A 17,023-nucleotide genomic window follows, 5' to 3' on the forward strand; every position below is an offset into this window, starting at 1 on the left:
ACCTGCTACGTATACACGCCGGGCCCTGGGGGCTTGGCGTGCTCGGTCTGTTTAGCCTGTTCGGCTTGTGGTGGCTGCTGATGGCGTTGTTCAGCAGTGGCGAGGGCCTGGCAGCCCTGTTCACGCCGCAGGCCACGCTGGTCAGCCTGATTGAACTACTTCAACGCCCGGAGCTTGCCGAGCACGTACTGGTGAGCCTCAGGCGCATTTTCATTGGCCTGGGCCTGGCATTACTTATCGGCGTGCCGCTGGGCTTGCTGGTGGGCAGCCTGCGTCATCTGGAATGGGCGACCACACCGGCATTCCAGTTCCTGCGCATGATCTCGCCATTGTCGTGGATGCCCATCGCGGTCATGTTGATGGGCGTCGGTGATCAGCCAATCTACTTCCTGCTGGCCTTCGCCGCCGTCTGGCCGATCCTGCTCAATACCGCCGCTGGCGTGAAGCAACTCGACAGCCGCTGGCTACAGTTGGCACGCAGCCTCAGCGCGACGCGCCGGGAAACCCTGCTGCGGGTGATCCTGCCCGGCATCGTCGGCCACGTGATGACAGGGGTACGCCTGGCCATAGGCATCCTCTGGATCGTGCTGGTGCCCTGCGAGATGCTCGGCGTCAGTGCCGGCCTGGGTTACTACATCCTCGACACGCGCGACCGTCTGGCCTACTCGGAGCTGATGGCGATGGTGCTGTTGATCGGCGTGCTGGGCTTTCTGCTCGATGCCGCAGCGAGGTGGCTGCATGGGCGCTGGAGTCACGTGTAGCGCGATGCTGGCGTATCGATGATCCAGCCATAAGTTAATTCTAAAACGATATTTAAAAGGCGATTCTTATATCTATATAGTTCGCCAATGCGTACCCACCGGCTAACCGGCGTGCCGCACGACTGAATACAGGTGCCTAACACCTGCTTCTGAGACGCGCCTTGCTGGCGCCCTTACGTGTGGAGTTGCGCGAATGTCTGCCGTGTCCTTGAGTTCTGCCAATCATCAGCCAGCGCAGACTTTTGAAGTGCGCCCCTTTTCCGCTGCAGTCGGTGCCGAGATCGTTGGCCTCGACCTCAGCCACCTACTGAACGACGCCGATTTCGCCCGCGTTCACCGGGCTCACCTCGACTACAACGTCGTGGTGTTTCGCGACCAGCACATTACGCCCCAGCAGCAGATCGATTTCAGCCGTCGTTTTGGCGTCTTGCAAATTCACGTGCTCAAGCAGTTCCTGCTGGCCAACCACCCGGAAGTCTTCATCATTTCCAATATCGTCGAGAACGGTCAGCCGATCGGTCTCGGCGATGCCGGCAAGTTCTGGCACTCGGATCTGTCCTACAAGGAATTCCCCAGCCTGGGTTCCATGCTGCTCGCCCAGGAGCTGCCGGAAGAGGGCGGCGATACGCTGTTCGCCAGCCAGCAACTGGCCTACGAGACACTGCCAGCCGAGCTGCGCCAGGCCATCGATGGCAAGCGTGCGGCGCATTCCTACACCGCCCGCTATGCCGATGAAGTGTTCAAGGGCATCCGCCGCCCGACACTGACCGAGGCGCAGTTGGCCGAGGTCAAGGCCGTGGTCCATCCGGTGGTGCGTACCCACCCGGAAACCGGGCGCAAGGGTTTGTTCGTCAACGAGAACTTCACCACCCACATTCTCGACGTCCCCGAGGACGAGAGCCGGCAGATCCTCGCCGAGCTCTATGCCCACAGCGCGAAGCCCGAATTCATCTACCGCCACCAGTGGCAGCCGAACGACATGGTGTTCTGGGACAACCGCGCATTGATCCATCTGGCGACCGGCTGCCCGAGCCATCTGCGCCGGCGCATGCACCGCACCACGATTCAGGGCGATGTGCCTTTTTGACAGCTCATTGAAAAACAACCTGCTGCAACTCGTTCGCTAATCCCCACTTTCTGCACCTTTGACTGGAGCCTCGACATGTCGGCAGGTAAGCGCTTTTCCTTCGTTCCCCGTTTTGGCCGCCTCGCCGGTGGCATCGCGCTGAGTTTCAGCCTGTTTGCAGGCAGCCTGGCGGTGCCGCAAGTCGCTCACGCCGAGGGGCAGATCCGCATCGCCGAGCAGTTCGGCATCGTTTACCTGCTGCTTAACGTGGTGCGTGATCAGCAACTGATCGAGAAGCATGGCAAGGCCGAAGGCCTGGATATCAAGGTCGACTGGAAGCAGCTCTCCGGCGGCTCGGCGGTCAACGATGCGCTGCTGTCTGGCGCCATCGATATCGCCGGTGCCGGCATTGGCCCGCTGCTGACCGTGTGGGATCGCACCCACGGGCGCCAGAACGTCAAGGGCGTGGCTTCGCTCGGCAACTTCCCGTACTACCTGCTGAGCAACAACCCCAAGGTCAAGACCATCGCCGACTTTACCGAGAAGGATCGCATCGCCGTTCCGGCGGTGGGCGTGTCGGTGCAGTCGCGCTTCCTGCAGTACGCCGCCGCCAAGCAGTGGGGCGACAAGGAATTCAACCGCCTGGATAAATACACCGTGGCGCTGCCGCATCCGGATGCCACCGCGTCCCTGAAGACGGGTGGCACCGAGCTGACCGGGCACTTCTCCAATCCGCCGTTCCAGAATCAGGCGCTGGAAAACCCGGATGTGCACGTGGTGCTCGATACCTACGAGCTACTCGGCCCGAACTCGCCGACGGTGCTGTATGCCACCGAGAAATTCCGCAACGACAACCCCAAGACCTACAAGGCCTTCGTCGGTGCATTGGCCGAAGCGGCCGATTTCGCCCAGAAGGACAAGGCCGCGGCAGCTGACACCTACATCCGCGTCACCGGCGCCAAGATCAGCCGCGAGGACCTGCTGAAGATCATCGACAACGATCGATTCCAGTTCACCGTCACCCCCACCAACACCTATCCGCTGGCCGACTTCCTGCACCGCGTCGGCGCCATCAAAAACAAACCGGCCACCTGGCAGGACTACTTCTTCGAAGATGCCGCCATCGGTCAGGGAAGCTGAAACCATGAATGCCCCTCTGCAAGGCCACACGGCCAGGACGCTGAATGCAGGCGCCTTCGACACCGTTCTGCAGGTGGACAAGGTCAGCCTCGAATACCGCACCCCGCAGCGCGTCGTACGCGCCACCCACGAAGTCAGCTTTGCAGTGGACCGTGCCGATCGTTTCGTACTGCTCGGCCCATCCGGCTGCGGTAAATCCACGTTACTCAAGGCGGTGGCCGGGTTCATCGAACCGGTGGGCGGCAGCATCCGCCTCGACGGCGCCCAGGTACGCGAGCCGGGCCCGGATCGCATCGTGGTGTTCCAGGAGTTCGATCAGCTGCCGCCGTGGAAGACGGTGAAGCAGAACGTGATGTTCCCGCTGCTGGCCTCGCGCACCCTGAATCGCAAGGACGCCGAGGTGCGCGCCCTGCATTACCTGGAGAAGGTCGGCCTGGCGGCGTTCGCCGACGCCTATCCGCACACCCTGTCCGGCGGCATGAAAGCCCGTGTGGCCATCGCCCGTGCGCTGGCCATGCAGCCGAAGATCCTGCTGATGGACGAACCCTTCGCCGCCCTCGATGCGCTGACCCGTCGCAAGATGCAGGAAGAGTTGCTGGAGCTGTGGGAGGAGGTGCGCTTCACCTTGTTGTTCGTTACCCACTCCATCGAAGAAGCGCTGATCGTCGGTAACCGCATTCTGCTGCTGTCGCCCCATCCCGGCCGCGTGCGGGCAGAGATCAACAGCCATCAGTTCGACCTGCACAGCCTCGGTGGTGTGGCCTTCCAACAGACCGCGCAACGCATCCATCGCCTGCTGTTCGACGAGGAGGTCGACAGCGGCCAAGGCGCCGAGCTGGGCTTCCACGACATCCGCATCGCCTACTGAGGAGATTGAAACCATGAGTCTTTCCCCCGCACGGCGTGAGGAATACGAAATCCCCCTGCAACCGTTGCCTGGCCTCAAGGTCGAGCGCGAGCTGTCTCTGGGGCAGCGCTTGTGGCAACAGGGCTGGCTGCGCAAGTCGGTGATCCTGCTGGGACTGGCGTTGATCTGGGAGCTGGCGGCCCGCTACCAGGGCAACGACCTGCTGCTGCCCAGTTTTCTGCAGACCGCGCGCGCTTTTATCGAAGGTGTAGGCACCGGTGAGCTGGTAGAGAAAACCGCCATTTCCCTGTCGGTACTGATCAAGGGCTACCTGATCGGCATCGGTATGGCCTTCCTGCTCACCACCCTGGCGGTGTCGACGCAGCTGGGCCGTGATCTGCTGTCCACCTTGACCTCGATGTTCAACCCGCTGCCTGCCATCGCGCTGCTGCCACTCTCGCTGCTGTGGTTCGGCCTGGGCGAGAACAGCCTGATCTTCGTGCTGGTGCACTCGGTGCTGTGGGCGTTGGCACTCAATACCTACGCGGGTTTTCTCGGCGTTTCGGAAACCCAGCGCATGGCCGGGCGCAACTATGGCCTCAAGGGCCTGCGCTTCGTGCTGTTCATTCTGGTGCCCGCTGCGCTGCCGTCGATCCTTGCCGGCCTGAAGATCGGCTGGGCCTTCGCCTGGCGCACGCTGATCGCCGCCGAACTGGTCTTCGGTGCGTCCAGCGGCAAGGGCGGCCTGGGCTGGTACATCTTCCAGAACCGTAACGAGCTGTACACCGACAAGGTGTTCGCAGGTCTGGCCGCCGTGATCCTGATCGGCCTGCTGGTAGAGAACCTGGTGTTCGCCACGCTGGAACGCGTGACCGTCAAGCGCTGGGGGATGCAGCGCTAACACGAAACCGTAGCACACGTTGCCTGCACAACACACTTGAACTCACATGACGAGAAGAGATGATGACCAACACTTTCAAACTCGGCCGCCTGGCCGCCGCATTGGGCCTGTTTGGCACCCTGGCCACACCGCTGGCGGCTCACGCGGAAGGCCAGATCAGCATCGCTCAACAGTTCGGCATCGGTTACCTGGTGCTGCACGTGGTCAAGGACCAGCAACTGATCGAGAAGCACGCCAAGGCCCAGGGCCTGGACACCATCAACGTCGAGTGGCGGACCATTTCCGGTGCCACGGCGATGAACGAGGCGCTGCTGGCCGGCGCCATCGATGTGGTCTCGGCCGGCGTACCGCCGATGCTCACCGTGTGGGACCGCACCCATGGCCGGCAGAACGTCAGGGCCGTGGCCTCGCTGGGCTCGCTGCCCAATTACCTGCTGAGCAACCGTGAAGCGGTGAAGACCCTCGACGATCTTGGCGAGAAAGACCGCATCGCGGTGCCGGCTGCCGGTGTCGGCTTTCAGTCGCGCACCCTGCAGATCGAGACTGCCAAGCGCTACGGCAATGCCGATTTCCAGCGTTTCGACAAGATATCCGTCAGCCTGCCGCATCCGGATGCCACCGCAGCACTGACCAAGGGCGGCTCGGAAATCACCGCGCATTTTTCCAGCCCGCCGTTCCAGTACCAGGCGCTGGAGAACCCCAATGTGCACAAGCTGATCAGCAGCTACGACATCCTTGGCGGCCAGGCCACCTTCAACGTGCTGTACGCCACCGAGAAATTCCACGACGAGAACCCGAAGACCTACAAGGCCTTCTACGACGCGCTGGTCGAGGCAGCGCAGATCATCGAGGCCGACAAGGCCGCCGCGGCCGAAACCTACATTCGCGTGGAGAACTCCAGGCTGCCGCTGGACTTCGTGAGGAAAATCATCGAGGACCCGGAGAACGACTTCACCGTGTCGCCGCAACGCACCTTCATCTATGCCGAGAAGCTGCATGAGCTGGGCGTGCTGAAGAACAAGGCAGCTTCTTGGAAGGATTATTTCTTCGAAGAGGCTTACGCCAATCCCGGCAGTTGATGGCCGCACGTGCCGCCTACTCCAAGGCCTCGCAATTGCGAGGCCTTTTGCCATGTACAAGCGACGCCAGGGGACTCTAATTCTTTATTCGTATTAGAGTATGAATAAAAAGTGCTTTTGCAGAATAAGCGCTTGCGGCAGAATCCGTCGGCTGCCGAGTGTTCCGCACAGACGGAAACCGTACGCTCAACTCAACACAGCCCGCCCCGGGCGCATCAAGGAATGACAGACCATGCTGAAGAAACTCCTGCTGGCGACTGCCGTCACCACCTCGCTGCTCGGTAGCGCCGCTGTGCTGGCTGCGGACAAGCCAATTCTCAATGCCTCCTATGACGTCGCGCGCGAGCTGTTCGCCGAGATCAATCCCAAGTTCCAGGCCCACTGGAAAGCCGAGACCGGCAAGGACCTTAAGATCGATCAGTCGTTCGCCGGCACTTCGCGCCAGGCACAGGACATCATCCAGGGCAAGAAGGTCGACACCGTGACCTTCAACCAGGTGACCGACGTGGACATCCTTGCCAAGCGTGGCCTGGTGCGCAAGGACTGGGCCGAGCAGTTCCCCAACCACAGCTCGCCGTACTACAGCACTACTGCCTTCCTGGTGCGCAAGGGCAACCCCAAGAACATCAAGAACTGGGATGACCTCGCCCGTGCCGACGTGAAGCTGGTGTTCCCCAACCCGAAGACCTCCGGTAACGCCCGCTACAGCTACCTGGGTGCCTGGCTCTACGCCAATGAGGCGTTCAAGGGTGATGAGGCCAAAATCAAGGCGTTCGTCGGCAATATCCTGCGCAACGTCGAGAACTTCCCCACTGGCGGCCGTGGTGCCACCGTCGCCTTCGCCCAGAACGGGCAGGGCGATGTGCTGCTGAGCTTCGAATCGGAAGTGGTCAATATCGCCAAGGGCGAAGAATTCAAATCGGGCGAGTTCGAAGTGGTGGTGCCGCCGGTCAGCGTGCTGGCGGAGTTTCCGGTCGCCGTGGTGGACAAGGTGGTCGACGAGAAGGGCACCCGTGACGTTGCCAAGGCCTACCTGGACTTCCAGTACAGCAAGGATATCCAGAAGCTGCTGACCACCTATCACTACCGCGTGCAGGACAAGGAAGTGGCCGCCGAAACCGCTGGCCAGTTCCAGGAGCTACGCCTGATCAACCCGACCGAGGTGCTCGGCACCTGGGATGAGATCACTGCCAAGCACTTCGATGGCAATGGTATTCTTGACCAGCTTCTGGCCGAAGGCCGGTAATTGACTGCAGCGATCGACTGCGCGTCGGCCCTGGGGCTTGCGAGATCGTGACGAGCACCGAGGGCTGAACCGCATCAGCTGTATCACAAACCGCCGACCCTCGGCGGTTTGTGCATTCAAGGATTTCCGAGTGAGCAAGACCCCCGTTTTCTTTCTGCAGAATCCGTTGCTGCCAGGCTTCGGCCTGAGCTTCGGTTTCAGCGTTTTCTACCTGTCGCTGGTCATCCTGTTTCCGCTGTCGGCGCTTTTGCTTTATGTCAGCGACATGAGCTGGGCCCAGTATTGGCAGGCGATCAGCGACCCGCGCGTGGTGCAGAGCTACAAGGTCACCATCAGCGCGGCGTTCTATTCCACCGTCGCGGCGTTGCTGATTGGCCTGCTGATCGCCTGGATCATCACCCGTTATGAATTCCCTGGCCGGCGGCTGGTCGATGCCCTGGTGGACCTGCCGTTCGCGCTGCCGACCTCGGTCGCCGGCCTGACCCTGGCCACCTTGCTGGTGCCCAACGGCTGGCTCGGCCAATATTTCGACGCGGTGGGCATCAAGATCGCCTATGCCTATCCTGGCCTGTTGATTGCCATGGTGTTCACCAGCTTGCCATTCGTGGTGCGCACCGTGCAGCCAGTACTGCAGAGCCTCGGCACCGAATACGAGGAGGCGGCCAGCACCCTGGGGGCCAGCAAGATGCAGAGTTTCGCCTACGTGGTGTTGCCGACCCTGGCGCCCGCGCTGATCACCGGTGCGTCCCAGGCATTCGTGCGCAGCCTTGGCGAGTTTGGCGCGGTGATCATGATTGCCGGCAATATCCCGTTCAAAACCGAAGTGTCTTCGCTGATGATTTTCGTGCGCCTGCAGGAGTTCAACTACCCGGCGGCGGCGGCGATTGCCTCGGTGATCCTTCTGGCCTCGTTGTTCCTGCTCTTCGCCTTGCAGGTGGTGCAGGGGCGTCTGTTCAAATGGCAGCGGCAAAGCAGATGAAGAAACCTCAACACTGGCATCAATGGCTGCTCATCGTGCTTGGCCTCGGCGCGGTCGCGCTGATGCTGCTGGTTCCGCTGACGTTGATCTTCGCCAAGGCACTCAGCGGTGGCTGGAGCGCGCTGGTCGACAACCTGTCCCAGGACTACATGCAGCACGCCATCGGCCTGACCCTGCTGGTGGCGGCGCTCACCGTACCGCTGAACCTGTGCTTCGGCATCCTGCTGGCCTGGTGCGTGACCCATTACGACTTCCGTGGCCGCAAGCTGCTGACCACCCTGGTGGACATTCCCTATGCCGTGTCGCCGGTGGTCGCCGGTCTCTGCTACCTGGTCGTGTACGGGCTGGAAACCGCGCTGGGGCGCTGGTTCTACGAGCGCGACATGCAGTTGATGTTCGCCTGGCCGGGTATCGTCATGGTCACGGTGTTCGTCACCGCACCCTACGTGGCGCGCATCCTGATCCCGGTGATGCAGTCCCAAGGCAATGACGAGGAAACCTCGGCGCTGTGCCTGGGCGCCAATGGCTGGCAGATTTTCCGCCACATCACCCTGCCCAACATCAAATGGGCGCTGCTGTACGGGGTGGTGGTCACCAACGCGCGAGCTGTTGGCGAGTTCGGTGCGGTCTCGGTGGTGTCCGGTACCATCCTCAACCAGACCCTGACCCTGCCGCTGCTGGTCGATCAACTGAACAACGACTACAAGCCCGTCGCGGCCTTCACCGCCGCGGCGCTGTTGGCGTGCATGGCGCTGTTCACGCTGTTCCTCAAGACTTATATGGAATGGCGCCAGCGCGTCAACATGCAGCGCGCAGCCGACAGCTGAGTCAGTGCATCGGCTGCTTCAGCTGCCGAGCCAGCCACGCAGACCGGCAGGGCGGCGGTCATCGGGTACAGCCGCACCAGCACGCGGGTGGCCTGGTGCAGCGGCGAGAGGGCGTGCTCGTAATTGTGCTCTGTGGCGAGACGTAGGTGAGGGCGGTATCGCCGGTCTGCTGGCGGCGCCTGCAACTGGGCCAGGGCCCGGCGCTCGATGAGACGGATCGACACGCCAAGCCCAGCGTGCGAAGCCGCCCGTCAGCGGGTAGTGCTCGGGATCAGCGCGATCCGCGTTCACGTCGACCGTTTACCAGAAGCCGATGGGATGGCGCTCGTTGATGTAGTCGAGGGGTAGGCCGAAGCCCTTGCGAAAGAAGTTGGCCAGACGGGTATCGATGACCTTCTCATTGACCGAAGCCAATAACGATTCCTGGCGATGGATATCGCCGCTATCGGCGTAGTACTCCTCGTGCAGCATGCGCCGCGACGCGGTGTTGGCAACCAGACTGTAGCTGCTGACCAGTCCCTCGTCCGGCCTGCTGACCGCGAGGATCAGGCGCGGCTTGTCGTTTTCCAGAACCAGATCGACGACCACGTCGAGGTCATGGTTGCGGGCATAGCTGGCGGCCTCCTCGAACAAGGGACGAGCCTTTTCGCTCAGTGCCTGGATAAAGGCATCACGGGTCGAACCGTCGCTGACATCGTGCAGTTCATGGGTGTCCTGCAGCTTGCGCAGAGTGTTCACGTTGGTACCCCTCAAAGTCGTCCGGCTGTCTAAGGTGGGAAAAACCAGCGGCTGCAGAGTTCAGCAAGAGTGATGGATGGTCGCCGCGAATTGTCCGGAACTTGTGTGCCCAACCCACTGCCATAGACACACAGTAACAATTGGGTTGGAGAACTACACCAGCATGCAAAACATCGAGCAGGCGGTGCACTTTCTGGAAAAGTACAACCTGGTGCTCAGCACTGCGGAATCATCCACTGCCGGCTTGCTGGCCGCCACGGTCGCGGCAGTGCCGGGCTGCGACGGCGTTCTCGAAAGCGGTTTCGTGGTGTATTCCAAGCGTGCCATGCAAGCCAGCCTCGGGGTAAGCCTGGAAACCATCGAAACCTTCGGCATGAACAGCGAGGAGGTGGCGCGGGAAATGGCGCTGGGCGTGCTGAAGACCAGTAGCGCCGACATCATCCTGGCCATTACCGGTGCACCGACGGCCGACGACAAGAGCGGTCAGGAAGTGTTCGATGGCGCCATGTGCTTCGCCTGCGCCACCCGCCTTGCCGAACACGAGGGGGTGACCAGCGAAACCATCACCTTCCCCGGTGACAACAATGAACGACGCGCGGCCGCCGCGCGCCACGCCTTGCTGCGACTGCCCTATTACTACGAACGGCTGCGTCAGACTTCCTGACGTCAGCGACTCGGCGACTTGTGCAATATCGACCACTCAAGGAAAACACATGATCAAGAAATGCCTGTTCCCTGCCGCCGGTTACGGCACACGCTTTCTCCCGGCGACCAAGGCCATGCCCAAGGAAATGCTGCCCGTGGTCAACACCCCGCTGATCCAGTACGGCGTGGAAGAGGCGCTCAACGCCGGCCTGACCGAGATCGCCATGGTTACCGGGCGCGGCAAGCGCTCGCTGGAAGACCATTTCGACATCAGCTACGAGCTGGAGCACCAGATCCGCGACACCGAGAAGGAAAAATACCTGGTTGGTATCCGTCGGCTGATCGAAAACTGTACCTTCTCCTACACCCGTCAGGTGGAAATGAAGGGCCTGGGCCACGCGATTCTCAGTGGTCGCCCGCTGATCGGTGACGAGCCGTTCGCCGTGGTGCTGGCCGATGACCTGTGCCTGAACATCGAAGGCGACGGCGTACTGACCCAGATGGTCAAACTGTACAACCAGTTCCGCTGCTCGATCGTCGCGGTTCAGGAAGTGCCCATGGAAGAGATTCACAAGTACGGTGTGATCGCTGGCGAGATGATCCGCGACGATATCTTCCGTGTCAGCCACATGGTCGAGAAGCCAAAGGCCGAAGACGCGCCGTCGAACCTTGCGATCATCGGTCGCTACATCCTCACCCCGGACATCTTCGACCTGATCAAGGACACCGAACCGGGCAAGGGCGGTGAAATCCAGATCACCGACGCGTTGATGAAACAGGCGCAGGAAGGTTGCGTGCTGGCCTACAAATTCAAAGGCCGCCGTTTCGACTGTGGTGGTGCCGAGGGTTACATCGAGGCGACCAACTTCTGCTTCGAAAACCTCTACCGCGAAGGCCGCGGCTGATAAGCCAGACGCTGCGAAAAACCGGGCTTAGAGCCCGGTTTTTTTGTGCCTGGACGAACGTCGCTTCCGAGCCAATGGCGACGCAACGTCTACACCGTGGTGCAGCCACGATCGTTTCGCGCCGGGGTCGACGCTCCTACGGTGGCCTCGGGTGACGCATTCACCTAGACGACTGCAATTACCCGTAGGAGCCCCGACCCCGGGGCGAATGGCAGGGGCAACGCAGTAATCAAGGTGCAGCCACTATCCTTTTCGCGCCGAGGTCGACGCTTCTACGGTGGTGGCGGGTGACGCATTCACCTAGACGACTGCGATTACCTGTAGGAGCCCCGACCCCGGGGCGAATGGCAGGGGCAACACAACGATCAGGGTGCATCAAATATCGTTTCGCGCCGAGGTCGACGCTTCTACATGAGTCGCGTTGCGCAGACGGTTGTCAGGTCGCGTCGAAGCCCGCTGCCTGCACGCGCCACAACCGTTCGAAGCTGCCGCCCTGTTGCCGCAATTGCTCGGGCGGGCCGTCTTCGACGATGTGGCCACGCTCGAGCACCACGACGCGGTCGAAGCTCGCCAGTGTCGACAGCCTGTGCGCGACCGCCAGCACCGTGCGGCCCTGCATCAGGTTGGCCAGGGCGGCCTGTATTTCGGCCTCGGAATGGGTATCCAGGGCCGAGGTTGCCTCGTCGAGGATCAGGATCGGGGCGTCTTTGAGAAAGGCGCGGGCGATCCCCAGACGCTGGCGTTGTCCGCCGGACAGCATCACCCCGCGCTCACCCACCAGCGTGTCGTAGCCCTGTGGCAATTCGCGTATGAACGCGTCGCAGAACGCATGCTGCGCCGCTTCGATCACGTCTTCGTCCGTAGCGCCTGGCCGGCCATAGCGGATGTTCTCGCGAATGCTGCGGTTGAACAGCGCGGTCTCTTGAGGCACCACCGCCATGCGCGCGCGCAAGCTGTCCTGGCTTACTTCGCTGATGTCCTGCCCGTCGATCATAATGCTGCCGGCCTGTACGTCGTCGAGGCGCTGGATCAGGCTGATCAACGTCGACTTGCCGGCACCGGACGGCCCGACAATGCCAACCTTCTGGCCCACCGGAATGTGCAGGTCGAAGTGCTCGAACACCCGGCGACCGTCCGGGTAGGCGAAGGTCACGTGGCGAAACTCGATATCGCCACGCGACAGCGCCAGCTGGGTGTGCGGGTCGTCAAGCTCATGAGGCTGGACGATGATGCGCAGGGTGTCTTCGATGGCGCCGAGCTGCTGGGTGGTGTCGACCAGCGCCAGGGCCAGGTCACGAGAGCCATGCAGGATCCGGAAGGTCAGGGCGCTGACCATCACCACATCGCCCGCCGTCACCGTGCCGGCGATCCACAGCTGGATTGCCCACACCAGCATGCCGCCGGCCATCAGCGACAGGCAGATGTCGTGGATCACCCGGGCCTTCTCCAGATACATCCAGCTGCGCCGCTGCGCATGAGCCTCCAGGCCGATTTCCTCGGCAAGCCGCTGGCTTTCCCGATCCCGTGCGGAGAACGCCTTGATGGTCCAGACGTTGGATACCACGTCCACCAACTCACCCCCGACCCGCGCGGCCTGGGCGGCAAAGCGCTGGTGCTTGCTGCGCCCGCGAATGCCGAAGGCGGTGATCAGCGCCGCGACGACCGCAACGAAGAAGATCAGCGCCCAGGCCATGCGCGTGTCCACGGTGAACAGCACGATCACCGCGCCTAGAAAGTCCACGCATGGCGGCATGATCTTCCATGCCAGGCCGCCGTAAATGGCGCCCGCCGCCTGGCCGGTGGCGGAAATTCGGTTACCCAGCGCGCCGGCGAAGTGCTGGGCGAAATAGCGCATCGGGTGGCCGGTGAGGTGGCGAAACAGGTCCACGCGCAGGTCAACGCAACTGGCCACCACGGTGCGGCAGCCGAGCCAGCCACCGAGGCGCCAGAACACGTTTTCGATCACGATCAAACCGATGAACAGGCTCAGTGGAAACCACACCTGGGCCTGTTGCCGATCATCGGTGGCCATCGCGTCGACCAGTAGCTTCATGCCGTACTGCACGGCCACCGCGCAGGCCCCGGCACCGAGGATCAGCACGAACATGCCGCCGAAATGCCAGGGGCGCCGGCGTACGTAGTGGGCGAGAAAGGCAACCGGACGGCCTGGCAGTTCGTCGGGCGCGCGGCGCGCCTCGCGGCTCATGCCTGGGCCGCCAATTGGTCGAAGAGGGCATCGAACAGCGCCTGCTGCTCGCGCAACTCGTCAGCCAGCAGCCCACACACCGGACGCTCGCCGCCCGCGTCTGCATAGCCGAGCAAGCCGGTCTGGCAGTGGCGGTCATCCGTCCAGCCGGGGTAGTCGAGTACCGGATACAGGCAAATGCCCTCTAGTGGCAGGCCACGCTGCAACGCCAGGCGCACCTGCTCGCCGACATAGCGCAGCCATTCGGCGCGCTGCTCACCTTCGGCGCCGGTTTCCGCGACCAGCAACGGCCGGCGGTAGCGCTGATAGACCTCGGCGAGAATGCCACTGAACGGCCGATAGCCGGGTTCGCCACGCCACAGCGTGCCGCCGCCCGCGAACCACTGGTTGTTCGGGTAGTAGTTCACGCCGACGATATCCAGGTATTCCGGGCGGCCGCCAAGGCCGGGCCACTGCAGCCCGGCGAGCATATCCCAGGCCTGGAACTGGGCGAGCCGGTAGCGCTCGGCCTCGGCCTGGGCGTCCGCGCGGTTGATGCGCGGCACCACGTGAATCACCGGGTCGACCTGAACGAAGCGGGCGCGTGGCTCGACCCCGCGGATCGCCTCGATGGCGGCGATACTGGCGCGCACCAGTTGCTGCTTGAGTTCATCGCCACGGCCCTGGCCCAGCGGCGAGAAATACCCCACTTCGCCGCCGGCCCAGGCCCAGAAGGACATCTCGTTGAGCGGCGAGTAGAAGGGCACCCGGTCGCTTTCCTCGCGTATCACGCGGGCGGCCGCTGCGGCAAAGCGCGCGAAGCGTTCGACGAACTCCGGCCGCCAGATGTCGATGCCGTCTGGCCAGCCGTAGTGGCATAAGTCCCAGATCACCTGCACGCCTGCTTGCTCGGCCGCTCTTAGCTGCGGCAGAAAGCTCGACCAGTCGTAGTGGCCAGCGGTCGATTCGATCAGGTGCCAGCGCAGCCCGTCACGCGCCGAGCGGATGCCATGACGGCGCAGGGCAGCATAGTCCTGACTCGCCCAGCGGGCGTGCCCCGTGCTGTCGACCAGGTCGAGCCGCAGGCCGTCGTCACGCCTATGGGTGGAACACTCGAAACCGCCCAGGAAGAAGCTGTCGAACAGGGAAGGTAAGTGCATCGGTCGTCCTTACGGTGCTTGCCGGGCCAGGCTTTCACTGTGTTCGGCGCTCTCGCCAGGCGCCGGACCGTTGTGAGCTTCCTCGATACGCTTGTAGAGCGCCAGTGCCTGGCCGACGACCTGATCCATGTTGTAGTACTTGTAGGTGCCAAGGCGGCCAAGAAAGGTGACGCCCGGCGTTTCGGCCGCTAGTTGCTCGTAGCGCTTGTACAGCTCGGCGTTCTCCGCTCGCGGAATCGGGTAATACGGATCACCCTCTGCAGACGGGTATTCGTAGGTGATGCTGGTGCTGGGGTGTTGCTGACCGGTGAGGTGCTTGTATTCGCTGATGCGCGTGTAAGGCACCGTCTCGTCCGGGTAGTTGACCGTCGCTACCGATTGAAAGTGTTCCTGCTCGAGGCTCTTGTGCTCGAACCGGAGCGAGCGGTACGGCAACTTGCCGAAGCAATGATCGAAGTACTCGTCGATGGGGCCGCAATAGATCAGGTGCTTGTAGGCGACCTGGTCACGCACCTGTCGGTAATCGCTGTTCAGCTGGATGCTGATGTTGGGGTGATCGAGCATGCGTTCGAACATGCGCGTATAGCCTTCCAGCGGCATTTGCTGAAAGGTGTCGGTGAAGTAGCGGTCGTCGGTGTTGGTGCGCGTCGGCACGCGTGAGGTGACCATCTTGTCCAGTTGCGAAGGGTCGAGCCCCCATTGCTTGCGGGTGTAGCCGCGGAAGAACTTCTCATACAGTTCGCGGCCGATCTGGTTGACCACCACGTCCTCGCTGGTGTGGATGGTGTCGACCGGCTCGGCGCGGCTGGCCAGGTAGCGCTCGGCCTCTTCATCGCTCTGCAGCTCCAGGCCGTACAGGGCATTGAGCGTGGTACGGTTGATGGGAATCGGCACCTGCTGGCCATCGACGACGGCCAGTACGCGGTGTTCGTACGGGCGCCAAGCGGTGAAGCGCGACAGGTAATCGACGATGCGCTGCGCGTTGGTGTGGAAGATGTGCGGCCCGTACCGGTGAATCAGCACACCAGCCTCGTCATGGTGGTCGTAGGCGTTGCCGCCGATGTGCGAGCGCCGGTCGATGACCAGTACGCGCTTGTCCAGGCCGGCGGCCAGGCGCTCGGCGAGCACACTGCCGGCAAACCCGGCCCCGACGATCAGGTAGTCGAAGGGGGCGTCGTGAGCTGCGGATTGCTGAGCATGTGCCGGAGTCGGCGAGCTGTCCTGCGGGTTCAACGGGCGCATTCGATCATCTCCTTCATGGTTGCCTGGGTCTGGTCCCACGACATGTCGCCGAGGATGCGGTCGGCCGCGGCCAGCATGGCGTCGCGGTCCGCCGCCAGGGCGAGGGCCTGCTCGCACGCGGCGACGAACTCTTCGGGTGTGCCGGCGATCAGCACCAGCCCGCAATCGCCATAGCTGCGCACCACGTCGTTGATCGGCGTGGACACCACCGGGCGACCGCCCGCCAGGTATTCGGGGGTTTTGGTCGGGCTGATGTAGCGGGTCGAGGCGTTCAGGGCGAAGGGCATCAGGGCCACGTCCCAGCCGGCCAGGTAGCCCGGTAGCTCGTCATAGGTCTTGCCGCCGAGGTAGTGGATATTGTCCAGACGCGGCAGGTCGGCAGGGTCGATCTTGACCACCGGGCCGATCATCACGAACTGCCAGTCGGGGCGCATGGTGGCCACCGCCCTGAGCAGCTCGATGTCGAAGCGCTCGTCTATCACCCCGTAGAAGCCCAGGCGCGGTAGGCCGATGCGAGCCTGATCGGGCGGGTCGCTCTGCGGTTGCCGGGCGGCGGCAAAGTGGGTGATGTCCACGCTGCTGGGAAACGCGTGGGCGTTGTCGTGCAGTTCGCGCTTGGCCTCCCAGATGCTGTAGCCACCCGTGAACACCAGGTCGGCGCGGGCCAGCAGCTCGCGTTCACGCGCCACCAGTTGGGGCGGCGCGCCATGGAACGCCGACAGCTCGTCCATGCAGTCATAGATGGTCACGCGCGGCTGCAGGTGATCGGAGAAGGCCAGGCTCATGGGCGTGTAGTACCAGAGCAGCAGGTCGTCGACTTGCAGCCTGGCCAGGTAGTCGTCGAGCAGGCTGCGCATCGCCGCATTGCGTGCGTGTTCATCGAGCCCGTCAGGCAGGCGCGGCACCAGCACCTGCACACCTTGTTCGTCTGGGCGTACTTCCAGCCAGGGGTCGGTTTCGTCGGTGCCGATCGGCTCTTCGAAGAACAGCACGTTGTAGGACGCGGCGAAACGCGACATCAGGTGTTGTGGGCGCTGGTAGACAAAGCTCCAACGCAGGTGCGAAAGACACAGCAGCGTCGCGATCGAGGGGTCGAAGACGACCGCCGCCTCAGCCTGGTTCGATGGCGCCGCGGACTTGCCTATAGGGGTTTGGAAAGATCCTGCCCAACTCATGTTCAGCTCTCCTCAAATGGACCGCACAAGCGAAGCGGCGCGCTCTAGCACGGCCGTTTCGGTTAAGCGGGTAGATGCGAAAAGTGGACGATGCGCGGTTGCCAGCAGTTCAAAAGATCGGCTGAAA

Annotated in this window: 16 protein-coding genes; 11 read left to right on the forward strand and 5 right to left on the reverse strand. The window is 62.7% G+C overall.

Translation table 11 applies throughout. The features are described from left to right. Nucleotides 1–11: 11 nt before the first annotated feature. From ACZ0AV_RS01775 to cysW, 9 genes are all read left to right on the forward strand, one after another. Nucleotides 12–761, forward strand: a complete 750-nt coding sequence (locus ACZ0AV_RS01775) for an ABC transporter permease (RefSeq protein WP_499153263.1) — start codon at nucleotides 12–14, stop codon at nucleotides 759–761. Between the two features lie 193 nt (nucleotides 762–954). Then, complete coding sequence (locus tag ACZ0AV_RS01780) at nucleotides 955–1,848, forward strand: TauD/TfdA dioxygenase family protein (RefSeq protein WP_499149449.1); 894 nt, start codon at nucleotides 955–957, stop codon at nucleotides 1,846–1,848. Nucleotides 1,849–1,923: 75 nt separating this feature from the next. Beyond that, complete coding sequence (locus ACZ0AV_RS01785) at nucleotides 1,924–2,967, forward strand: ABC transporter substrate-binding protein (RefSeq protein WP_499149450.1); 1,044 nt, start codon at nucleotides 1,924–1,926, stop codon at nucleotides 2,965–2,967. A gap of 4 nt (nucleotides 2,968–2,971) precedes the next feature. Beyond that, nucleotides 2,972–3,835 (forward strand): ABC transporter ATP-binding protein, encoded by an 864-nt coding sequence (locus ACZ0AV_RS01790; RefSeq protein ID WP_499149451.1) that lies wholly within the window; start codon nucleotides 2,972–2,974, stop codon nucleotides 3,833–3,835. 13 nt (nucleotides 3,836–3,848) lie between these two features. Further along, on the forward strand, nucleotides 3,849–4,715 hold the full coding sequence (locus tag ACZ0AV_RS01795; protein ID WP_073266963.1) for an ABC transporter permease: 867 nt from the start codon (nucleotides 3,849–3,851) through the stop codon (nucleotides 4,713–4,715). Between the two features lie 62 nt (nucleotides 4,716–4,777). Continuing rightward, complete coding sequence (locus ACZ0AV_RS01800; RefSeq protein ID WP_499149452.1) at nucleotides 4,778–5,794, forward strand: ABC transporter substrate-binding protein; 1,017 nt, start codon at nucleotides 4,778–4,780, stop codon at nucleotides 5,792–5,794. A 232-nt stretch (nucleotides 5,795–6,026) separates the two neighbouring features. Continuing rightward, nucleotides 6,027–7,040 (forward strand): thiosulfate ABC transporter substrate-binding protein CysP, encoded by a 1,014-nt coding sequence (gene cysP, locus ACZ0AV_RS01805; RefSeq protein ID WP_499149453.1) that lies wholly within the window; start codon nucleotides 6,027–6,029, stop codon nucleotides 7,038–7,040. 130 nt (nucleotides 7,041–7,170) lie between these two features. Continuing rightward, on the forward strand, nucleotides 7,171–8,019 hold the full coding sequence (gene cysT, locus ACZ0AV_RS01810; RefSeq protein ID WP_499149454.1) for a sulfate ABC transporter permease subunit CysT: 849 nt from the start codon (nucleotides 7,171–7,173) through the stop codon (nucleotides 8,017–8,019). Further along, entirely contained in the window at nucleotides 8,016–8,846 is an 831-nt protein-coding gene (gene cysW / locus ACZ0AV_RS01815; RefSeq protein WP_499149455.1) for a sulfate ABC transporter permease subunit CysW, read from the forward strand. The genes cysT and cysW overlap by 4 nt, the downstream gene beginning before the upstream one ends. A gap of 300 nt (nucleotides 8,847–9,146) precedes the next feature. On the opposite strand, the gene ACZ0AV_RS01820 is transcribed toward cysW, so the two are convergent. After that, complete coding sequence (locus ACZ0AV_RS01820; RefSeq protein WP_499149456.1) at nucleotides 9,147–9,584, reverse strand: hypothetical protein; 438 nt, start codon at nucleotides 9,582–9,584, stop codon at nucleotides 9,147–9,149. Between the two features lie 163 nt (nucleotides 9,585–9,747). Between ACZ0AV_RS01820 and ACZ0AV_RS01825 the strand changes: the two genes are divergently transcribed. Both ACZ0AV_RS01825 and galU read left to right on the forward strand, forming a co-directional pair. Then, nucleotides 9,748–10,248: a CinA family protein gene (locus ACZ0AV_RS01825; protein ID WP_499149457.1), complete on the forward strand. Its 501-nt coding sequence runs from the start codon at nucleotides 9,748–9,750 to the stop codon at nucleotides 10,246–10,248. A 49-nt stretch (nucleotides 10,249–10,297) separates the two neighbouring features. Beyond that, complete coding sequence (gene galU, locus ACZ0AV_RS01830) at nucleotides 10,298–11,134, forward strand: UTP--glucose-1-phosphate uridylyltransferase GalU (protein ID WP_499149458.1); 837 nt, start codon at nucleotides 10,298–10,300, stop codon at nucleotides 11,132–11,134. Nucleotides 11,135–11,570: 436 nt separating this feature from the next. On the opposite strand, the gene ACZ0AV_RS01835 is transcribed toward galU, so the two are convergent. The 4 genes from ACZ0AV_RS01835 to ACZ0AV_RS01850 are packed head-to-tail and all read right to left on the reverse strand — an operon-like array spanning nucleotide 11,571 to nucleotide 16,896. Then, nucleotides 11,571–13,340, reverse strand: a complete 1,770-nt coding sequence (locus ACZ0AV_RS01835; protein WP_499149459.1) for an ABC transporter ATP-binding protein — start codon at nucleotides 13,338–13,340, stop codon at nucleotides 11,571–11,573. After that, on the reverse strand, nucleotides 13,337–14,479 hold the full coding sequence (locus ACZ0AV_RS01840; protein WP_499149460.1) for a glycoside hydrolase family 1 protein: 1,143 nt from the start codon (nucleotides 14,477–14,479) through the stop codon (nucleotides 13,337–13,339). Before ACZ0AV_RS01840 ends, ACZ0AV_RS01835 begins: the two co-directional genes overlap by 4 nt. Nucleotides 14,480–14,488: 9 nt before the next feature. Then, entirely contained in the window at nucleotides 14,489–15,721 is a 1,233-nt protein-coding gene (gene glf / locus ACZ0AV_RS01845) for a UDP-galactopyranose mutase (protein WP_499149461.1), read from the reverse strand. Further along, entirely contained in the window at nucleotides 15,709–16,896 is a 1,188-nt protein-coding gene (locus tag ACZ0AV_RS01850) for a glycosyltransferase family 1 protein (RefSeq protein ID WP_499149462.1), read from the reverse strand. The genes glf and ACZ0AV_RS01850 overlap by 13 nt, the downstream gene beginning before the upstream one ends. Nucleotides 16,897–17,023 lie beyond the last annotated feature (127 nt).

It is taken from the genome of Pseudomonas sp. AC532 (genome assembly GCF_979258965.1).